The organism is Huaxiibacter chinensis (assembly GCF_022171985.1).
GTDB classification, from domain to species: Bacteria; Pseudomonadota; Gammaproteobacteria; order Enterobacterales; family Enterobacteriaceae; genus Enterobacter; species Enterobacter chinensis_A.
In genome coordinates, this window is record NZ_JAJVHF010000010.1 from 1 (window position 1) to 16,780 (window position 16,780).

The 16,780-nt window shown below is 52.4% G+C and carries 18 protein-coding genes and 1 other annotated feature; of the genes, 8 read left to right on the forward strand and 10 right to left on the reverse strand.

What is annotated here, in order from left to right; genetic code table 11:
- Nucleotides 1-233: 233 nt before the first annotated feature.
- The 3 genes from clpB to rluD form a co-directional block, all read right to left on the reverse strand.
- Entirely contained in the window at nucleotides 234-2,807 is a 2,574-nt protein-coding gene (clpB, locus tag LZP96_RS18410) for an ATP-dependent chaperone ClpB (RefSeq protein ID WP_064327044.1), read from the reverse strand.
- Nucleotides 2,808-2,936: 129 nt separating this feature from the next.
- Entirely contained in the window at nucleotides 2,937-3,668 is a 732-nt protein-coding gene (gene yfiH, locus LZP96_RS18415) for a purine nucleoside phosphorylase YfiH (protein WP_064327045.1), read from the reverse strand.
- Nucleotides 3,665-4,645, reverse strand: a complete 981-nt coding sequence (gene rluD / locus LZP96_RS18420) for a 23S rRNA pseudouridine(1911/1915/1917) synthase RluD (protein ID WP_064327046.1) — start codon at nucleotides 4,643-4,645, stop codon at nucleotides 3,665-3,667. The genes yfiH and rluD overlap by 4 nt, the downstream gene beginning before the upstream one ends.
- A 130-nt stretch (nucleotides 4,646-4,775) precedes the next feature.
- On the opposite strand from rluD, the gene bamD reads away from it, so the two are divergent.
- From bamD to pheA, 4 genes are all read left to right on the forward strand, one after another.
- Complete coding sequence (gene bamD, locus LZP96_RS18425) at nucleotides 4,776-5,513, forward strand: outer membrane protein assembly factor BamD (protein ID WP_064327047.1); 738 nt, start codon at nucleotides 4,776-4,778, stop codon at nucleotides 5,511-5,513.
- Nucleotides 5,514-5,782: 269 nt separating this feature from the next.
- Nucleotides 5,783-6,124 carry a ribosome-associated translation inhibitor RaiA gene (gene raiA, locus LZP96_RS18430; RefSeq protein ID WP_064327048.1) on the forward strand — a complete coding sequence of 114 codons (342 nt, stop codon included), beginning with the start codon at nucleotides 5,783-5,785 and terminating at the stop codon, nucleotides 6,122-6,124.
- A gap of 102 nt (nucleotides 6,125-6,226) precedes the next feature.
- Nucleotides 6,227-6,352: a sequence feature (Phe leader region), on the forward strand.
- Complete coding sequence (gene pheL / locus LZP96_RS18435) at nucleotides 6,228-6,275, forward strand: pheA operon leader peptide PheL (protein WP_001386991.1); 48 nt, start codon at nucleotides 6,228-6,230, stop codon at nucleotides 6,273-6,275. Its footprint overlaps the feature before it by 48 nt.
- A 29-nt stretch (nucleotides 6,353-6,381) precedes the next feature.
- Entirely contained in the window at nucleotides 6,382-7,542 is a 1,161-nt protein-coding gene (pheA, locus tag LZP96_RS18440) for a bifunctional chorismate mutase/prephenate dehydratase (RefSeq protein ID WP_064327049.1), read from the forward strand.
- Here the strand turns inward: pheA and LZP96_RS18445 are convergent.
- The 3 genes from LZP96_RS18445 to aroF are packed head-to-tail and all read right to left on the reverse strand — an operon-like array spanning nucleotide 7,539 to nucleotide 10,673.
- Nucleotides 7,539-8,411 (reverse strand): SMP-30/gluconolactonase/LRE family protein, encoded by an 873-nt coding sequence (locus LZP96_RS18445; RefSeq protein WP_064327050.1) that lies wholly within the window; start codon nucleotides 8,409-8,411, stop codon nucleotides 7,539-7,541. The genes pheA and LZP96_RS18445 overlap by 4 nt on opposite strands.
- A gap of 60 nt (nucleotides 8,412-8,471) precedes the next feature.
- Nucleotides 8,472-9,593, reverse strand: a complete 1,122-nt coding sequence (gene tyrA / locus LZP96_RS18450) for a bifunctional chorismate mutase/prephenate dehydrogenase (RefSeq protein WP_064327051.1) — start codon at nucleotides 9,591-9,593, stop codon at nucleotides 8,472-8,474.
- A 9-nt stretch (nucleotides 9,594-9,602) separates the two neighbouring features.
- Nucleotides 9,603-10,673, reverse strand: a complete 1,071-nt coding sequence (gene aroF / locus LZP96_RS18455; protein WP_064327052.1) for a 3-deoxy-7-phosphoheptulonate synthase AroF — start codon at nucleotides 10,671-10,673, stop codon at nucleotides 9,603-9,605.
- Nucleotides 10,674-10,885: 212 nt separating this feature from the next.
- On the opposite strand from aroF, the gene LZP96_RS18460 reads away from it, so the two are divergent.
- The 4 genes from LZP96_RS18460 to LZP96_RS18475 all read left to right on the forward strand — a co-directional run bounded on the left by LZP96_RS18460 (nucleotide 10,886) and on the right by LZP96_RS18475 (nucleotide 13,658).
- Nucleotides 10,886-11,260, forward strand: coding sequence for a DUF2799 domain-containing protein (locus LZP96_RS18460; RefSeq protein WP_064327053.1), 375 nt, complete (start codon nucleotides 10,886-10,888; stop codon nucleotides 11,258-11,260).
- 147 nt (nucleotides 11,261-11,407) lie between these two features.
- Nucleotides 11,408-11,947: a regulatory sequestration protein YfiR gene (gene yfiR, locus LZP96_RS18465; protein ID WP_064327054.1), complete on the forward strand. Its 540-nt coding sequence runs from the start codon at nucleotides 11,408-11,410 to the stop codon at nucleotides 11,945-11,947.
- Nucleotides 11,940-13,160: a diguanylate cyclase DgcN/YfiN gene (gene dgcN / locus LZP96_RS18470; protein ID WP_064327055.1), complete on the forward strand. Its 1,221-nt coding sequence runs from the start codon at nucleotides 11,940-11,942 to the stop codon at nucleotides 13,158-13,160. The genes yfiR and dgcN overlap by 8 nt, the downstream gene beginning before the upstream one ends.
- Before the next feature lie 12 nt (nucleotides 13,161-13,172).
- Nucleotides 13,173-13,658, forward strand: coding sequence for an OmpA family protein (locus LZP96_RS18475; protein WP_064327056.1), 486 nt, complete (start codon nucleotides 13,173-13,175; stop codon nucleotides 13,656-13,658).
- 4 nt (nucleotides 13,659-13,662) lie between these two features.
- Here the strand turns inward: LZP96_RS18475 and LZP96_RS18480 are convergent, their stop codons facing one another.
- From LZP96_RS18480 to trmD, 4 genes are all read right to left on the reverse strand, one after another.
- On the reverse strand, nucleotides 13,663-15,030 hold the full coding sequence (locus tag LZP96_RS18480) for a PepSY-associated TM helix domain-containing protein (protein ID WP_064327057.1): 1,368 nt from the start codon (nucleotides 15,028-15,030) through the stop codon (nucleotides 13,663-13,665).
- 39 nt (nucleotides 15,031-15,069) lie between these two features.
- Entirely contained in the window at nucleotides 15,070-15,474 is a 405-nt protein-coding gene (locus tag LZP96_RS18485) for a DUF2946 domain-containing protein (RefSeq protein WP_064327058.1), read from the reverse strand.
- Nucleotides 15,475-15,604: 130 nt separating this feature from the next.
- Entirely contained in the window at nucleotides 15,605-15,952 is a 348-nt protein-coding gene (gene rplS / locus LZP96_RS18490; protein ID WP_041146788.1) for a 50S ribosomal protein L19, read from the reverse strand.
- 43 nt (nucleotides 15,953-15,995) lie between these two features.
- Nucleotides 15,996-16,763, reverse strand: coding sequence for a tRNA (guanosine(37)-N1)-methyltransferase TrmD (gene trmD / locus LZP96_RS18495; protein WP_064327059.1), 768 nt, complete (start codon nucleotides 16,761-16,763; stop codon nucleotides 15,996-15,998).
- Nucleotides 16,764-16,780 lie beyond the last annotated feature (17 nt).

Below are 16,780 nucleotides of genomic sequence, written 5' to 3' on the forward strand. Positions count from 1 at the left end.
TCGCTTTTCTCTGCCGGCGTTCATCGCTGAACCCCGCTGACCCGGCGGCTTGTGTTCCGTTGTTCCGTGTCAGTGGAGGCGCATTATAGGGAGTTATTCTGAGTCTGCAACATTAAAGTGAAAAATATTTACCGACCGCTCAATTTCCAGGCAGATCGAGGGTTTTTCATCCATCAATGCCTGGTTTATAAACAAAAACGAGCTCCGGAGAGCTCGTTTTATGTTTTTGATGCTTACTGGACGGCCACGATATGGTCTTCGTTCACTTCCAGGCGTATCACTTTGCCCGGAATCAGCTCGCCAGAAAGAATCTGCTGCGCCAGCGGGTTTTCTATCTGTTGCTGAATAGCACGTTTCAATGGCCGCGCACCGTAGACCGGGTCGTAACCATTTGCGCTCAGCAGCTTCAGCGCATCGTCAGAGATGTGGATTTCATAACCACGATCTTCCAGACGTTTATAAAGACGCTGCAGCTGAATCTGCGCAATAGAGGCAATATGCTGTTCACCCAACGGATGGAACACCACAACTTCATCTATACGGTTAATGAACTCCGGACGGAAACTATGGCTCACCACGCCGAGAACCAAATCCTTCATGTGCCCGTAATCCAGTTCACCGAAACGTTCCTGAATCAAATCAGAACCCAGGTTCGAGGTCATGATAATAACCGTATTACGGAAGTCGACCGTTCTCCCCTGCCCATCCGTCAGACGACCATCATCCAGAACCTGCAACAGGATGTTGAAAACATCCGGGTGCGCCTTTTCCACTTCATCTAACAAGATGACAGAATAAGGACGACGGCGAACCGCTTCGGTCAGGTAACCGCCTTCTTCATAACCTACATATCCCGGAGGTGCCCCGACCAGTCGTGAGACGGAGTGTTTCTCCATAAACTCGGACATATCGATACGCACCATCGCGTCATCGCTATCGAACATAAAGTCCGCCAGCGCTTTACAAAGCTCCGTCTTACCGACCCCGGTAGGCCCCAGGAACAGGAACGAACCAATTGGGCGATTAGGATCGGCCAGGCCTGCGCGGCTACGACGAATAGCATTCGATACCGCTTCAACAGCCTCGTTCTGACCAATTACGCGCTGATGCAGATCGCTTTCCATACGCAAGAGTTTGTCGCGCTCACCTTCAAGCATGCGGGCGACAGGAATCCCCGTCCAGCGGGCCAGCACGTCGGCAATTTCTACATCTGTTACTTTATTACGCAACAGACGCATCGTTTTACCTTCCGACTGCGTGGCCATCTCCAGCTGTTTTTCCAGCTCAGGAATTTTGCCGTATTGCAGTTCCGACATGCGCGCCAAATCGCCTACGCGGCGGGCCTGCTCAATGGCAATCTTCGCCTGCTCAAGTTCAGCTTTAATCGTCTGGGTTCCGGAAAGCGACGCTTTCTCTGCCTTCCACTCTTCTTCTAACTCTGAGTACTGGCGTTCTTTATCATCCAGTTCCTCATTCAGCATCTCCAGGCGTTTCTTACTCGCTTCATCGGACTCTTTCTTCAGCGCCTGTTGTTCCAGCTTAAGCTGAATGATTCGCCTGTCGAGTCTGTCCAGCTCCTCAGGTTTCGAGTCAATCTGCATACGAATGCTGGATGCTGCTTCATCTATCAGATCGATGGCTTTGTCCGGAAGCTGTCTGTCGGCAATATAGCGATGGGACAGCGTAGCCGCCGCAACGATTGCCGGGTCAGTAATCTGCACATGGTGGTGCAGCTCATAGCGCTCTTTCAAACCACGCAGAATCGCAATGGTGTCTTCAACCGTTGGCTCAGCCACAAACACTTTCTGGAATCGACGTTCCAGAGCTGCGTCTTTTTCAATGTACTGGCGATATTCGTCAAGCGTTGTAGCACCCACACAGTGCAACTCACCACGCGCCAGCGCGGGTTTCAGCATGTTCCCCGCGTCCATTGCCCCGTCGGCTTTACCTGCGCCCACCATGGTGTGCAATTCATCAATAAACAGGATCACGTTCCCTTCCTGTTTCGATAGATCGTTCAGCACCCCTTTCAGGCGCTCTTCAAACTCACCACGGTATTTCGCCCCGGCCACCAGCGACCCCATATCCAGAGCCAGCACCCGACGCCCTTTCAAGCCTTCAGGCACTTCACCGTTGACGATTCGCTGGGCCAGGCCCTCGACAATAGCTGTTTTACCGACACCGGGCTCACCAATCAGGACCGGGTTATTTTTAGTGCGGCGTTGCAGGACCTGAATCGTTCGACGAATCTCTTCGTCACGGCCAATTACCGGGTCCAGCTTGCCCTGCTCGGCACGCTCGGTAAGATCAATAGTATATTTCTTCAAAGCCTGACGTTGGTCTTCGGCTCCCTGATCGTTCACGCTATCACCTCCACGCATTTGATCAATCGCCTGACTCACATTGGCAGTCGTGGCGCCGGCCGATTTCAACAGCTCGGTCAGGGTGCCGCGTGATTCAAGCGCTGCCAGAACGAAGAGTTCTGACGAAATAAAGTTATCCCCACGTTTTTGCGCCAGCTTGTCGCAAAGGTTAAGTACGCGCACTAAATCCTGCGACGGCTGAACGTCGCCGCCGGTGCCTTCCACCTGCGGCAAGCGGCTCAATGCCTGATCGATGGCGGTACGTAACTGGCCGGCATTGATGCCCGCGGACGTGAGTAAAGGACGTACCGAACCCCCTTCCTGATTCAGCAAGGCGCTCATTAAGTGAAGTGGTTCGATAAACTGGTTGTCGTGTCCCAGCGCGAGAGACTGGGCATCAGCGAGTGCAAGCTGGAATTTATTGGTAAGACGATCCAGACGCATAACTCCTCCCATAACAGGTCAAAATTGCTACTGGAGATTAAATGAGGTCATCCCTCAATTATTCAAGGTGAATGACCTGTTTTATGCGAAAAGAAAACGACACGTTCTGGATCGTCTTGATTACTTAGGTTATATCAGCCAAATGAAACTTGCCATACGCCCGGTGGTCTTGTCGCGTCGCCAGGAGAAAAAATCGTCTTTTTCAGTGACGGTACAGCGGTCACCGCCCGCAATCTGCGTAATACCGACCTTCATCAGGCGCTGACGGGCAAGCGTATAAATATCTGCAAGATACTTTTCACCTGTCGCGTGGAAGGCGCTTTCCGCCTGCGCATCTTTTGCAATAAAGGCTTCACGCACCTCTGGCCCAACCTCAAAGGCTTGTGGGCCAATGGCGGGCCCCAGCCAGGCGAGAATATTTTCAGGACGATCGGCAAAGCAGGCAGCGGTTTCTTCAAGCACACCTTCACACAATCCGCGCCATCCTGCGTGGGCTGCCGCCACCTCCGTACCCGCACGATTGCAGAACAGGACGGGCAGGCAATCCGCAGTCATCACTGCACAAACTGTTCCCGGAGTATTACTGTAAGAGGCATCCGCACGCTTCGAGGCATAAGGCCCCCCGGTCAGCTTCAGGACTTCCTTCCCGTGAACCTGTTCGAGCCAGACGGGATGGGAGGGAAAATTCCCCGCCGCAAAAACCCGCTGTCTATTCTCATCAACATGTTCAGGGTTATCACCGCAGTGGGCACCCAGATTAAGCGAATTCCACGCACCTTCGCTCACTCCCCCTACGCGCGTTGAACTACAGGCGGCCACACCTTCCGGTATAGCCCACTCCGGAACAATCAGTTTGGTCATAACCAGCTCACTTGATCCTTATGCTCTTCAAAGTCAGCGCGCATTGCCGCAATCAAATCCACCATGTCTTGAGGAATCGGTGCATGCCACTCCATCTCAATGCCGGTCACCGGGTGGTAAAGACGCAGCATGGTCGCGTGCAGCGCCTGGCGATCGAATTTACGCAGCTCCGTAATGAAAGCTTCAGAGGCGCCCTTCGGTGGACGCGGACGGCCACCATACACCTGATCTCCCACCAGCGGATGGGTAATGTGCGCCATATGAACACGGATCTGGTGGGTACGGCCTGTTTCCAGACGCAGACGCAAACGGGTGTGAATACGGAAATGCTCCATAATGCGATAGTGCGTCACGGCGGGTTTCCCCATCGGATGCACGGACATATGGGTACGTTTGGTAGGATGACGGCTGATAGGTTCATCCACCGTACCGCCTGAGGTCATATGACCGATGGCGACGGCTTCGTACTCGCGGGTAATCTCACGGCGCTGCAAAGAGTCCACCAGGTGGGTCTGTGCAGGAACGGTCTTGGCAACCACCATCAACCCCGTCGTGTCCTTATCCAGACGATGGACAATACCGGCACGCGGAACGTCAATGATCGGCGGATAGTAATGCAGCAGCGCATTCAAGACGGTGCCGTCAGGATTGCCTGCGCCAGGGTGGACAACCAGGCCACGAGGCTTGTTAATCACCAGGATATCGTCATCTTCATAGACAATATTCAGCGGGATGTCCTGAGGCTCAAAGCGGATTTCTTCATCTATTTCAGCATTGATGGCGACCGCTTCCCCGCCTAACACTTTCTCTTTTGGCTTATCCCATATTTTGCCGTTAACCAGCACGCGCTGGTCAAGGATCCATTCTTTTATGCGCGATCGTGAATAATCAGGGAACATTTCGGCCAAAGCTTGATCTAAGCGTTGACCGAGTTGATTTTCGGAGACTGTTGCGGTGAGTTCTACTCGTTGTGCCATAGACTGCTTCTTCGTTTAACGTTGGGTTTTACGGCTTTGCCGTATAATATAGTGTGCTATTGTAGCTGGTCTTAATCGGGAGCAGGAAAGAGATTCTCCCGGACAAACATTTGAGGAAAGTCAAAACGTCATGACGCGCATGAAATATCTGGTGGCAGCGGCCACGTTGAGCCTGGCTTTGGTGGGCTGCTCCGGTTCAAATGAACAGGTCCCTGACAATCCGCCGAATGAAATCTATGCGACTGCTCAGCAAAAACTGCAGGACGGTAACTGGAAACAGGCGATAACGCAACTGGAAGCACTGGATAATCGCTATCCATTCGGTCCGTACTCCCAGCAAGTACAGTTAGATCTGATCTACGCCTATTATAAAAATGCCGATCTGCCGCTGGCTCAGGCCACCATCGATCGCTTCATGCGTCTGAATCCAACTCATCCTAACATTGATTATGTCATGTACATGCGTGGCCTGACCAATATGGCGTTAGATGACAGTGCGCTGCAGGGCTTCTTTGGTGTCGATCGCTCTGACCGTGACCCGCAGCACGCCCGCGACGCGTTCAATGACTTCTCGAAGCTGGTGCGTGGCTACCCGAACAGTCAATACATTACCGATGCCACCAAACGACTGGTCTTCCTGAAAGATCGTCTGGCTAAATACGAATACTCCGTTGCCGAATATTATACCCGCCGTGGCGCATGGGTAGCGGTGGTAAACCGTGTTGAAGGCATGCTGCGCGATTACCCGGATACCCAGGCAACCCGCGATGGACTGAAACTGATGGAGAACGCTTACCGTCAGATGCAGATGAATGCCCAGGCTGAAAAAGTGGCGCAAATCATCGCTGCCAACAGCAGCAACACCTGACAGACCCGCAAAAGCAAAACGGCAGCCCTGGGGCTGCCGTTTTTTTATTCATTGTGATGCTTGTTTGAGGCGGTTTAACCGCAACACATCCTGTCAACTATGGCCGTTATTCACGGTTTCAACAAGGTAAATCTCACCTCTTCCTGTCTTGCCTCACAAAAAAGATTCCCTGACAAAAAGTGACAAAACATCGTGACTTAGATCACATATTTTGACATTAAGAACGGTATGCTGGGATCACCAAGACGGAAAGACAAGAGGTAACTTTTATGACAATGAACATTACCAGTAAACAAATGGAAATTACTCCGGCAATCCGCCAGCACGTCGCAGACCGTCTCGCTAAATTGGAAAAATGGCAAACCCATCTGATTAACCCGCATATCATTCTGTCTAAAGAACCACAGGGGTTTACCGCTGACGCAACTATCAATACTCCTAACGGCCATCTGGTCGCCAGCGCTAAACACGAAGACATGTATACGGCTATCAACGAATTGATCAACAAGCTGGAACGGCAGCTCAATAAAGTGCAGCACAAAGGTGAAGCCCGTCGCGCTGCAACATCGGTTAAAGACGCCAGCTTCGCGGAAGAAGTTGAAGAAGAGTAATCCTTTAAATTGAGTGTACTGCCAACGCGCCTTCGGGCGCGTTTTTTATTGACAGAACGAAAACAGTACGGGTACTTTAAGCTCTCAACCACAGGATGATTTCATGAAACACACACCGTTTTTCTTCGCATTCTTTTTTACCTTCCCCTGATTGGGAGGCGTTTCGTCGTGTGATAAAGAATGCGAAGACGAACAACAAGGCCTCCCAAAGCGGGAGGCCTTTTTTATTGATAACAAGAAAGAGAATAGGCAACGCTATGACACCGGAAAACCCGTTACTGGATCTGCGAGTAAAAATCAGCGCCCTGGATGAAAAGCTTCTGGCACTGCTGGCAGAACGCCGCACGCTCGCCGTTGAGGTGGGCAAAGCCAAACTGGACTCTCATCGTCCCGTACGCGATATCGATCGTGAGCGCGATCTGATGGAACGGCTGATTCAGCTTGGCAAAGCTCATCACCTTGACGCGCATTATATTACCCGCCTCTTTCAGCTCATCATCGAAGATTCAGTGCTGACGCAACAAGCGTTACTGCAACAACATCTGAACAAAACCAACCCGCATTCAGCCCGCATCGCCTTTCTGGGCCCGAAAGGTTCATACTCGCATCTGGCCGCACGTCAGTATGCAGCCCGCCATTTTGAAGAATTTATTGAGAGCGGCTGTGCCAAATTTGCGGATATTTTCAATCAGGTAGAAACCGGGCAGGCCGATTACGCCGTCGTCCCGATTGAGAACACCAGCTCAGGTGCTATTAACGACGTTTACGATCTGTTGCAACACACCACCCTCTCACTGGTAGGAGAACTGACCGTTCCAATCGATCACTGCGTGCTGGTTTCAGGCTCAACCGACCTCAGCAAAATCGAGACCGTCTACAGCCATCCGCAGCCTTTCCAGCAGTGCAGCCAGTTCCTGAATCGCTACCCTCACTGGAAAATCGAATATACCGAGAGCACGTCGGCCGCGATGGAGAAAGTCGCTCAAATGAACGCTCCAACCGTAGCTGCGCTGGGTAACGAAGCCGGCGGCACGCTCTACGGTTTGCAGGTGCTGGAGCGTAATCTTGCCAATCAGACGCAAAACATCACGCGCTTTATCGTCCTGGCGCGAAAAGCAATTAATGTCTCCGATCAAGTGCCTGCCAAAACCACACTGCTGATGGCGACGGGCCAACAGGCAGGTGCTCTGGTGGAAGCGCTGCTGGTCTTACGTAACCATAACCTGATCATGACAAAACTGGAGTCTCGTCCAATTCATGGGAATCCATGGGAAGAGATGTTTTATCTGGATATCCAGGCCAACCTGGAATCGGCTTCCATGCAGAACGCCCTGCGTGAACTGGGACAAATCACCCGTTCAATGAAAGTGCTGGGCTGCTATCCTGGCGAAAATGTGGTTCCGGTCGATCCGGTTTAACGTTCGATAAATGGCTTTTTCTTCATCCCTGCCACGTCCACCGGCAGGGTGAAGATAGCGCCAGACAACGGGTATTTCGCCACCTCTTCCGCATCCATATTCTCCCGGGTGGTGGTAATGAACAGCGTTTTCATCTCTTCACCGCCAAAACAGACCATCGTCGGACAGCGCACCGTTAATCGGTACTCTTCAAGTTGTTCGCCCTGCGGTGAGAATCGTGCGATGCGCCAGCCATCGAACATCGCGCTCCAGTAGCAGCCTTCTGTATCCATAGCGGCACCGTCAGGGATCCCTTCACCTTCCTCAAACTGACGGAAAATTTCACGTCCCCCGGGTTCTCCCTGGGCATCGAGCGGCGCACGATAAATCACCCCGTTCGGCGTATCGGACGTGAACATCCATTTGTCATCCGGACTAAAAGCCAGGCCATTATGTCCTTGTATATCGCACTGAATGACCTTCGGCGTCAGATCGTTGTTGATACGCATAAGCATGGCGCCGTTAAAATCACCAGGCCCCCAGAATGTCCCGGCATAGAAGCGACCAAGGCTGTCCGTCCCGCCGTCGTTAAAGCGTGCCAGCTGGGGATTCGACGGGTTATCGCAGACTTTATGCTGCAACAAACCGTGCCGATCGCTCAGCCAGATGGCATTCCGCATCGCCACTATAAAGCCGCCTTTTTCACGTAGCGCAAAGCACCCCACTTCTTCATGAAAAGACAGCACCGTATGTTCGCCGGTCTGCAGATGATAACGGTGGATCTCCCCTTCCAGAATATCGGCCCAGTAGAGCGCGCCTTCACTTTCACTCCAGGTCGGGCACTCCGGTAAGTGCCCCCGATAATCAAATAATACGTGCGGTTCAGCCATGACAAATCCCCAAAATGAAAAAAGCCAGCAATGCTGGCTTAAAGTATATACATCATCAGATTACTGGCGACTATCATTCGCCTGTCGCAGCAACGTGCGGCTTTCATTATGGAAACGTTTCGCATAATCGCCGAACCAGTGCTCCACTTTACGGAAGCTGTCGATAAAGGCATTTTTATCGCCCTGCTCCAGCAGAGCGATGGCCTCACCGAATCGCTGGTAATAACGTTTAATGAGCGCCAGATTATTCCCTGACGACATAATGATGTCAGCGTAAAGCTGCGGGTCCTGGGCAAACAGACGGCCGACCATCGCTAATTCCAGGCGATAAATCGGGGAAGAGAGCGCCAGCAGTTGTTCAAGCTGGACATTCTCCTCTGCCAGGTGCAGCCCGTAGGCGAAGGTCGCGAAGTGACGCAGCGCCTGAATGAACGCCATGTTCTGATCGTGTTCCACCGCACTGATGCGATGCAAACGCGCGCCCCAGACCTGAATCTGTTCCAGGAACCATTGATAGGCCTCCGGCTGGCGACCATCACAATACACCACCACCTGTTTCGCCAGGCTGCCGCTATCCGGGCCAAACATAGGATGCAACCCCAGCACGGGGCCGCTGTGCGCGGCCAGCATTGCCTGAAGTGGGCCATTTTTCACCGAGGCCAGATCCACCAGGATGCAATCATCCGGTAACGGAGGAAGCTTGCCGATAATCTGCTCCGTCACGTGGATCGGCACGCTGACGATCACCATTCCCGCATCGGCAACTAACTGTGGCGCCTGCGCCCAGTCCTCTTTTTCAAGTATCCGAACCTGGTATCCAGAAAGGGTCAGCATCTTCTCGAAGAGGCGTCCCATCTGCCCGCCGCCGCCCACGATAACGACGGGTCGCAGCGTCGGACATAAGGTTTTAAACCCTTTGTCATTCTCACTGGAATAAGATTCACGCATCACGCGACGCAGCACGTCTTCAATCAGATCGGGCGATACGCCCATCGATTGGGCCTCTTTTCGCCGTGACGCCAGCATAGAAGCTTCGCGCTCTGGCACATAAATGGGCAAACCATACTGACTTTTCACTTCGCCGACTTCGGCGACCAGCGCCATACGACGCGCCAGTAAATCCAGCAGTGCTTTGTCTACTTCGTCAATTTGATCGCGCAGTGCGGTCAATTCTGCAACCATAACAACCTCTTAAGCCAGACGCGCGGTAAGCTGGCCGTTTAAATCTTTATGAATCTCACGCAACAGCGCATCAGTGGACTCCCAACTGATGCAGGCATCCGTAACGGATACACCCTGCTTCATTGCGCTACGCGGCTGTTCCGACGATTGATTGCCTTCATGAATATTACTTTCAATCATCAGACCGATAATAGAACGATTGCCATCTTTAATTTGTGCGACAACGGATTCCGCTACCGCAGGCTGACGACGGTAATCTTTATTCGAATTACCATGGCTGCAATCTACCATCAGTGCCGGACGCAGTCCCGCCTGTTCCATCTCTTTTTCACACTGGGCGACGTCGGCCGGGCTGTAGTTCGGTGCTTTCCCCCCACGTAAAATCACATGGCCATCCGGGTTACCCTGCGTTTGCAGCAGGCATACCTGCCCTGCCTGGTTAATCCCGACAAAGCGGTGAGGCATCGCCGCAGCGCGCATCGCATTGATTGCGGTAGCCAGGCTGCCGTCGGTGCCATTTTTGAACCCCACCGGCATCGACAAACCGGACGCCATCTCACGGTGAGTTTGTGATTCGGTGGTTCGTGCGCCGATTGCCGACCAGCTAAACAGATCGCCCAGGTATTGCGGGCTGTTCGGATCCAGTGCCTCCGTTGCCAGCGGCAGACCCATGCTCACCAGTTCTACCAGCAAATGACGCGCAATCTTCAGACCGGCTTCCACATCAAACGAACCATCCATATGCGGATCGTTGATCAACCCTTTCCAGCCAACCGTGGTACGTGGCTTTTCAAAATAGACGCGCATGACCAGATAGAGGCTATCGCTGACCTCTTCAGCCAAGACTTTAAATCGACGAGCATATTCAATTGCCGCTTCAGGATCGTGAATAGAACACGGACCACAAACCACCAGCAGACGCGGATCGCGACCTGCAATAATATCGGAGATCGTCTGACGAGAGTGCTCAATTTGCGCTTCCTGCTCAGCGCTCAGCGGAAATGCCAGCTTCAATTGATCCGGGGTAATCAAAACCTGCTCGTCGGTGATATGTACGTTGTTCAGCGCGTCTTTTTGCATGATAGCGATCCTGTAATGCTCGTTTGCGATAGAAGTTTCCTCACTGAGGTCAGCTAACCATATCACAGGCAGTAAAGATTTCAATCCAAAATACGTAAACAATATTGTACAGATGGCGATTTATAGCAAAATAATGCGCTCATAACCGTAAATATTAAATTACACCCCTTTATTCCTGAACAGGCTATGCTGTAGAAAAAGGAGAAATATTTATGCGACTGATACCGCTTGCGATACTGGTGCTGATGTTGACCGGATGCCAGATAAATCCTTACACCTTTCAGCCGGACTGGACGGGCACAAACTGGTTTGATGCCGGTAAAGAAGATGCCATGAACGGCGCGTCGGTTAAAAGTAATGAAACGCTGGCCAGTAATTTTAACGATCCTGACGTCGATCGCAGCGACTATCTTCGCGGCTATGCCGAGGGGCAAAAAAGAATTTGTACGGAAGATTTTATTCATGCCTGGGGCCTGGCAGGTAAACTATTCCCGGCCAGTTGTGATACCGCTGAAAATGCAGACAAGTTACGTCGCGTCTGGCAAAAAGGAATGAATGAGGGCATGCAGGCTACCCGATTAAATTGAATGAATGGACTCGCGTCCGTCTCGCTTTTACTCATTAGATTTAACTTAAGTCAGGCTCAATCTAATTCTGGCTTAATGACGGGTAACGGAAAAAATGGTATTCTGCCTGCACTTTTCAGGGATTTATATTTCCAGTTGGTGTAACAAATGCTGGTGAGACACTCTTTCATCTTCTCTCTGTGTCAACTTTTACTGGCACTTGCCCTGTTCATCGCCAACTGGCCAGCCAGCGCCAGGACACTATCAGACACCGAGAAGTCAGTGCGTGCTATCGTCTCCGGCATAGTCAGTTATACCCGCTGGCCCGCGCTTTCCGATCAACCCAGGCTCTGTATCTTCCGCTCTTCCCGGTTTGTGTATGCGCTGAGCAACGACGCTCCGCCAGCGTTACCTTACACGCCTGTTATTGTTAATAATCAATCAGAAGCATTAAGCGCTACCTGCGATGCGATTTATTTTGGTGACGAATCCTCTGCGGCCCAACTTGAATTAATCGATAAATATCAGGGCCGCCCGCTTCTGTTAATTGCTGAACAAAATCCTGAATGTCTTATTGGCAGCGCTTTTTGCCTGATCATCAATGACCATTCCGTCAGATTCTCCGTCAATCTGGATGCACTTTCCCGAAGCGGTGTTAGGGTCAATCCGGATGTATTAATGCTCGCCCGGAATAAGAAGCATGAATAAGGAAATTTCGTCCTCACGCCGTCCGACGTTTAAAAGAACACTGCGCCGCATTAGCGTGATCAGCGTTATCATCACAATGACATTAATATGGCTTCTGCTGTGTATGGCATCGGTGGTGACATTAAAACAATATGCGCAAAAAAACCTCGAATTAACCGCCGCGACCATGAGCTACAGTCTGGAAGCCTCGCTGGTGTTCAACGACCCCGCTGCCGCCACTGAAACGCTGGCGACCCTGGGCAAACAAGGGCAGTTTTCCGCCGCTGAAGTCCTCGATAGCCGGAAAAAATGCTTTGCCTCGTGGTCATGGAACCCGGCTGACAACTCCGACACGCTGGGTACGCTGGTCAGCCGCTGGCTCTTCCCGGTTCCGGTTGCCCAGCCAATAATGCATAACGGCGCGCAGATTGGTGAAGTGCTGATTACCGCGCGTGACAGCCTGATAAGCCATTTTATCTGGATGTCTTTTGCCGTGCTCACCGGCTGTATTCTCTTCGCTTCGTTTATTGCCCTCGCGATCACGCGATCCCTGCATAACGGGGTCGTCACCGCACTGCAAAATATCACTGATGTGGTACACGACGTGCGGACAAACCGTAATTTCTCTCATCGGGTAACCGAAGAACGCATCGACGAATTTCACCGGTTTGGTCAGGATTTTAATAGTCTGCTGGATGAAATGGAGGAGTGGCAGCTTAAGCTGCAAGCCAAAAACGCCCAACTGCTGCGCACCGCCATGCACGATCCTTTAACGGGACTGGCGAATCGCGCCGCCTTCCGGAATAGCATTGCTGCGTTGATGAAAGATCCCTCAGCACACACTAATTCAGCACTGCTGTTTCTGGACGGAGATAACTTTAAAGCGGTCAACGACACCTGGGGCCATGCTGCCGGGGATTGTGTGCTGATTGAAGCTGCCAGCCGAATGGTTCAGTTTGGCGCAAAACGTCATCAGTCTTATCGGCTTGGCGGTGATGAGTTTGCCATGATCCTCTATGGCGTATACAGCGAGAGCGACGTTCAGCAGGTTTGCGCGGCACTGACACAGCAATTCATGCGACCGTTTGATCTGCACAATGGACACACGGCTGACCTGTCTTTCAGCATTGGCTTTGCATTGACCTGGAAAAACCTGTCGGTGGAATCCCTTCTTGAACAGGCCGATCGCAATATGTATCAGGTGAAAAACCAACGTTCAAAAACGATATCGTAAAAGGAACACGTTATGTTGAAGCGATATATCGCGCCAGTTTTGCTGGCATCAACACTTCTGGCAGGTTGCCAGTCCGCACCGCAGGGAAAGTTTACGCCAGAGCAGATCACCGCCATGAAATCTTATGGCTTCAATGAGCTGAATGGCGACTGGTCGCTGGGGCTTTCCGATAAGATCCTGTTCGGCAAAAACGAATCGCAGCTGCGCAGTGAAAGCGAGCAACAGATCGAGACAATGGCCGCGCGGCTTGCCAAAACAGGCTTAACGCATGCGCGTATGGATGGCCACACTGACAACTACGGCGAAGAGGGCTACAACGAGGCGCTTTCCCTGAAGCGCGCCAATGTTGTTGCGGATGCCTGGGCAAAAGGAGCCAGTATCCCGCGCAGTCATCTCACCACGCGCGGATTAGGTAAAAAATACCCAGTCTCCAGCAACAGTACTGCTCAAGGGCGCGCTGAAAACCGTCGGGTCGCCGTGGTCATCAGCACGCCATAGGCCTTTATTTCGCGACATTCTCCACGGGCAGCGCGGAACGTAAGCGCCAGCGCTGCCAGTCAATCAGCACAAACACCAGCAGGCTGGCACCTAATACCGGCATCGCTACCGCCAGCAGGCCGCTCACGACCAGCGACATCACTCGCCCGCTAAGGGGCAAGTCCAGCCAGCACTGGTACAATGTCTGGACAGGGTTAGCGGATGAGCGGGCTGGACGCCGCATCCACCAAAGACGATATCCCCATACAATCAGCACGCAAAGCGCCACGCCAAAGGCGATTAACACCAGCTGGTTTGCCAGACCGAACAAAATCCCCATATGAAAATCGACGCCCCAGCGGGTGAGCTTTGCCATAAGCGGAAAATCGTCGAAACGTACCCGATCCACCACCTGCATTGAGAGCGGGTCCACTGCAACCGCATCCACCTGAGTTGGCCACTGGCGGTCAATTTCAGTGACGGTCCAGGCTTGACTGACCCGTTTTGCCGGGCGGATCTCAAGCTTGTCAGCATCAATTCCGGCGCGTCTTGCTGCCTGTAAAACTGCGTCGAAGCGGGTGAGATCTTTCTCGCTGTCTGTCATCATCATTCCTGCATGATGGCTATGATGTTCGGCATGGGCATCCATTGCCGGCGCAGGCCCGTTAAGCGTCGCATTCACTTGTGGCGTCAGCCAGTTCATTTCTGCCCGCAGTTTGTCGACATTTGCTCCCGCCCACTGTGACCAGGTCAGCCCCGTGGCAGAAAAGAGCAACATCCCGGCCAGAAGCACCCAGCCGAGAGTAACGTGCAGGCGACGCCGGGATTGAAAACGATTCTGAATTCGACGTTTTGGACGAGAGTAAAACCACAGCGCAATCCCCCCCAGCGCCGCAATCCACATCCAGGATGCCGCCAGCTCGCTGTACAGCCTTCCGACATCACCCAGCATCAGCGAGCGGTGCAGGTAATCGATCTTCTGCCGTAACGGCAGAATGCCGCTGGTCCCATACACCGTATAATCGCCACGGACCGCAAGACTCACCGGATCGATAAAAATAGCGCGGCTTTCCGACGGTCCAAGCGTTGGATCGGCAAACATGACGCGTGTCGTTTCCCCCTGCGCCAAACCCGGCCGAATCGCCTGTACCGGCAGCGGCGTGCTGAGCGCCTTTTCCGCGACGGCAATTTGCTCTGCCAGCGGCTGCGGTTCGCCTGTTGTTTCTCCCTGCAGCGCGTCGCGATAAAGGTAGTGTTCAATTTGTGGCGTGGCGACATATAGCGTGCCGGTGAATGCCGCAATGAAGATGAACGGGCCAATAAACAACCCGATATAGAAATGGAGTCTGCGCAGCAGGTTGCCCCATGCCGCGCGTGGAGTGCAGGTAGTCATACTCTTCCTTTGATAAGGTAAAAAGTGATTATTTAATCTTCAGAAGGAGAAAGCAGACCAATGCGGCGGCGCGCGGGTATCAGGATATAACCAGGGAAAAAAGTGCCAGTGACTGACCGTCTGAGGTAACGGCCGGATGCGAAGACGTTGCAGCAGAACGCAGACGAGAGCAATCAGCGCCAGCATCACGCCTGGCACATGCGCCATAAGCACACAGTACCCGCACGCTTCAGCGTGATCGACAGGCAGTGAATGGGACATTTCGCCATGGTGCTCGTCCATCGACATCATGCTCATGTCGTGGTGCATGCCCGGCATACCCGTCATGGGATCTTTTTGCAGCGATACGGAGATAAGAGGAGCCACCACGATCAGCAGGATCGCAAACAAGGCGGTCAATGCCGCTGCGCGTTTCCAGACTGAATGATGGAATGGGTTGACCACTTATCCTCCGATAAAGAGGCGGATAGTGTAAATGATTTACAACCAGAACGTTAACAACCTGGAGCAGTTTCTATAAAAAAGGGCCAGCCTTGCGGCCAGCCCTTCTATCAGGATGTGTATTGCGCGAATCTTAGTTAAGACGCTCTTTGATACGAGCAGACTTACCAGTACGCTCACGCAGGTAGTACAGTTTAGCTTTACGTACAGCACCACGGCGTTTAACAGCAATGCTGTCAACTACTGGAGAGTGAGTCTGGAAGACACGCTCAACACCTTCGCCGTTGGAAATTTTACGAACAGTGAATGCAGAGTGCAGACCGCGGTTACGAATAGCGATAACCACGCCCTCGAATGCCTGCAGACGTTTTTTGGAACCTTCAACAACCCATACTTTCACTTCCACGGAATCACCCGGACGGAATGAAGGTACGTCCTGCTTCATCTGCTCTTGTTCAATTTGCTTAATAATGTTGCTCATAATTTAATCTCTTATCCTGGGTAAACTGATATTTGGGAGCGTATTACGCCATCCCATCATGTTCATGCTGCTGTAGCACGTGTTCTTTTTTGAACTCGGCCAGCAACTTTGCTTGCTCTTCAGTCAGAGCCAGGTTTTCCAGAAGTTCAGGTCTTCTAAGCCAGGTGCGGCCCAGCGACTGCTTCAAACGCCAGCGACGTATCTCGGCATGGTTGCCTGACAGTAACACTGCCGGGACTTCCATCCCTTCTAACACTTCAGGACGAGTATAGTGTGGGCAGTCCAGTAATCCTTCAGCAAAAGAGTCTTCTGTTGCTGAAGCTTCATGGCCCAGTACACCCGGAATGAACCGGGCAACGGAGTCAATCAGCGTCATTGCTGGTAACTCACCCCCGCTGAGAACGTAATCACCGATAGACCATTCTTCGTCAATCTCGGTTTTAATTACGCGCTCATCTATCCCTTCGTAGCGACCACAGACCAGAATCAATTTTTGATTCGTCGCCAGTTCGCTCACGCCCGCTTGATCAAGCTTGCGTCCCTGAGGTGACAGATAAATCACCTTCGCGCCTTCACCTGCCGCGGCTTTTGCTGTGTGAATAGCATCCCGTAAGGGTTGCACCATCATTAACATCCCCGGTCCGCCGCCGTAAGGACGTTCGTCCACGGTACGGTGCCGGTCATGAGCGAAATCACGAGGACTCCAGCTCTGGATGTTCAGCAGGCCTTTTTTTACTGCCCGGCCAGTTACCCCGTAATCAGTAATCGCGCGGAACATTTCAGGAAACAGGCTAATAATGCCAATCCACATAGCGCCGTCTTTTACCG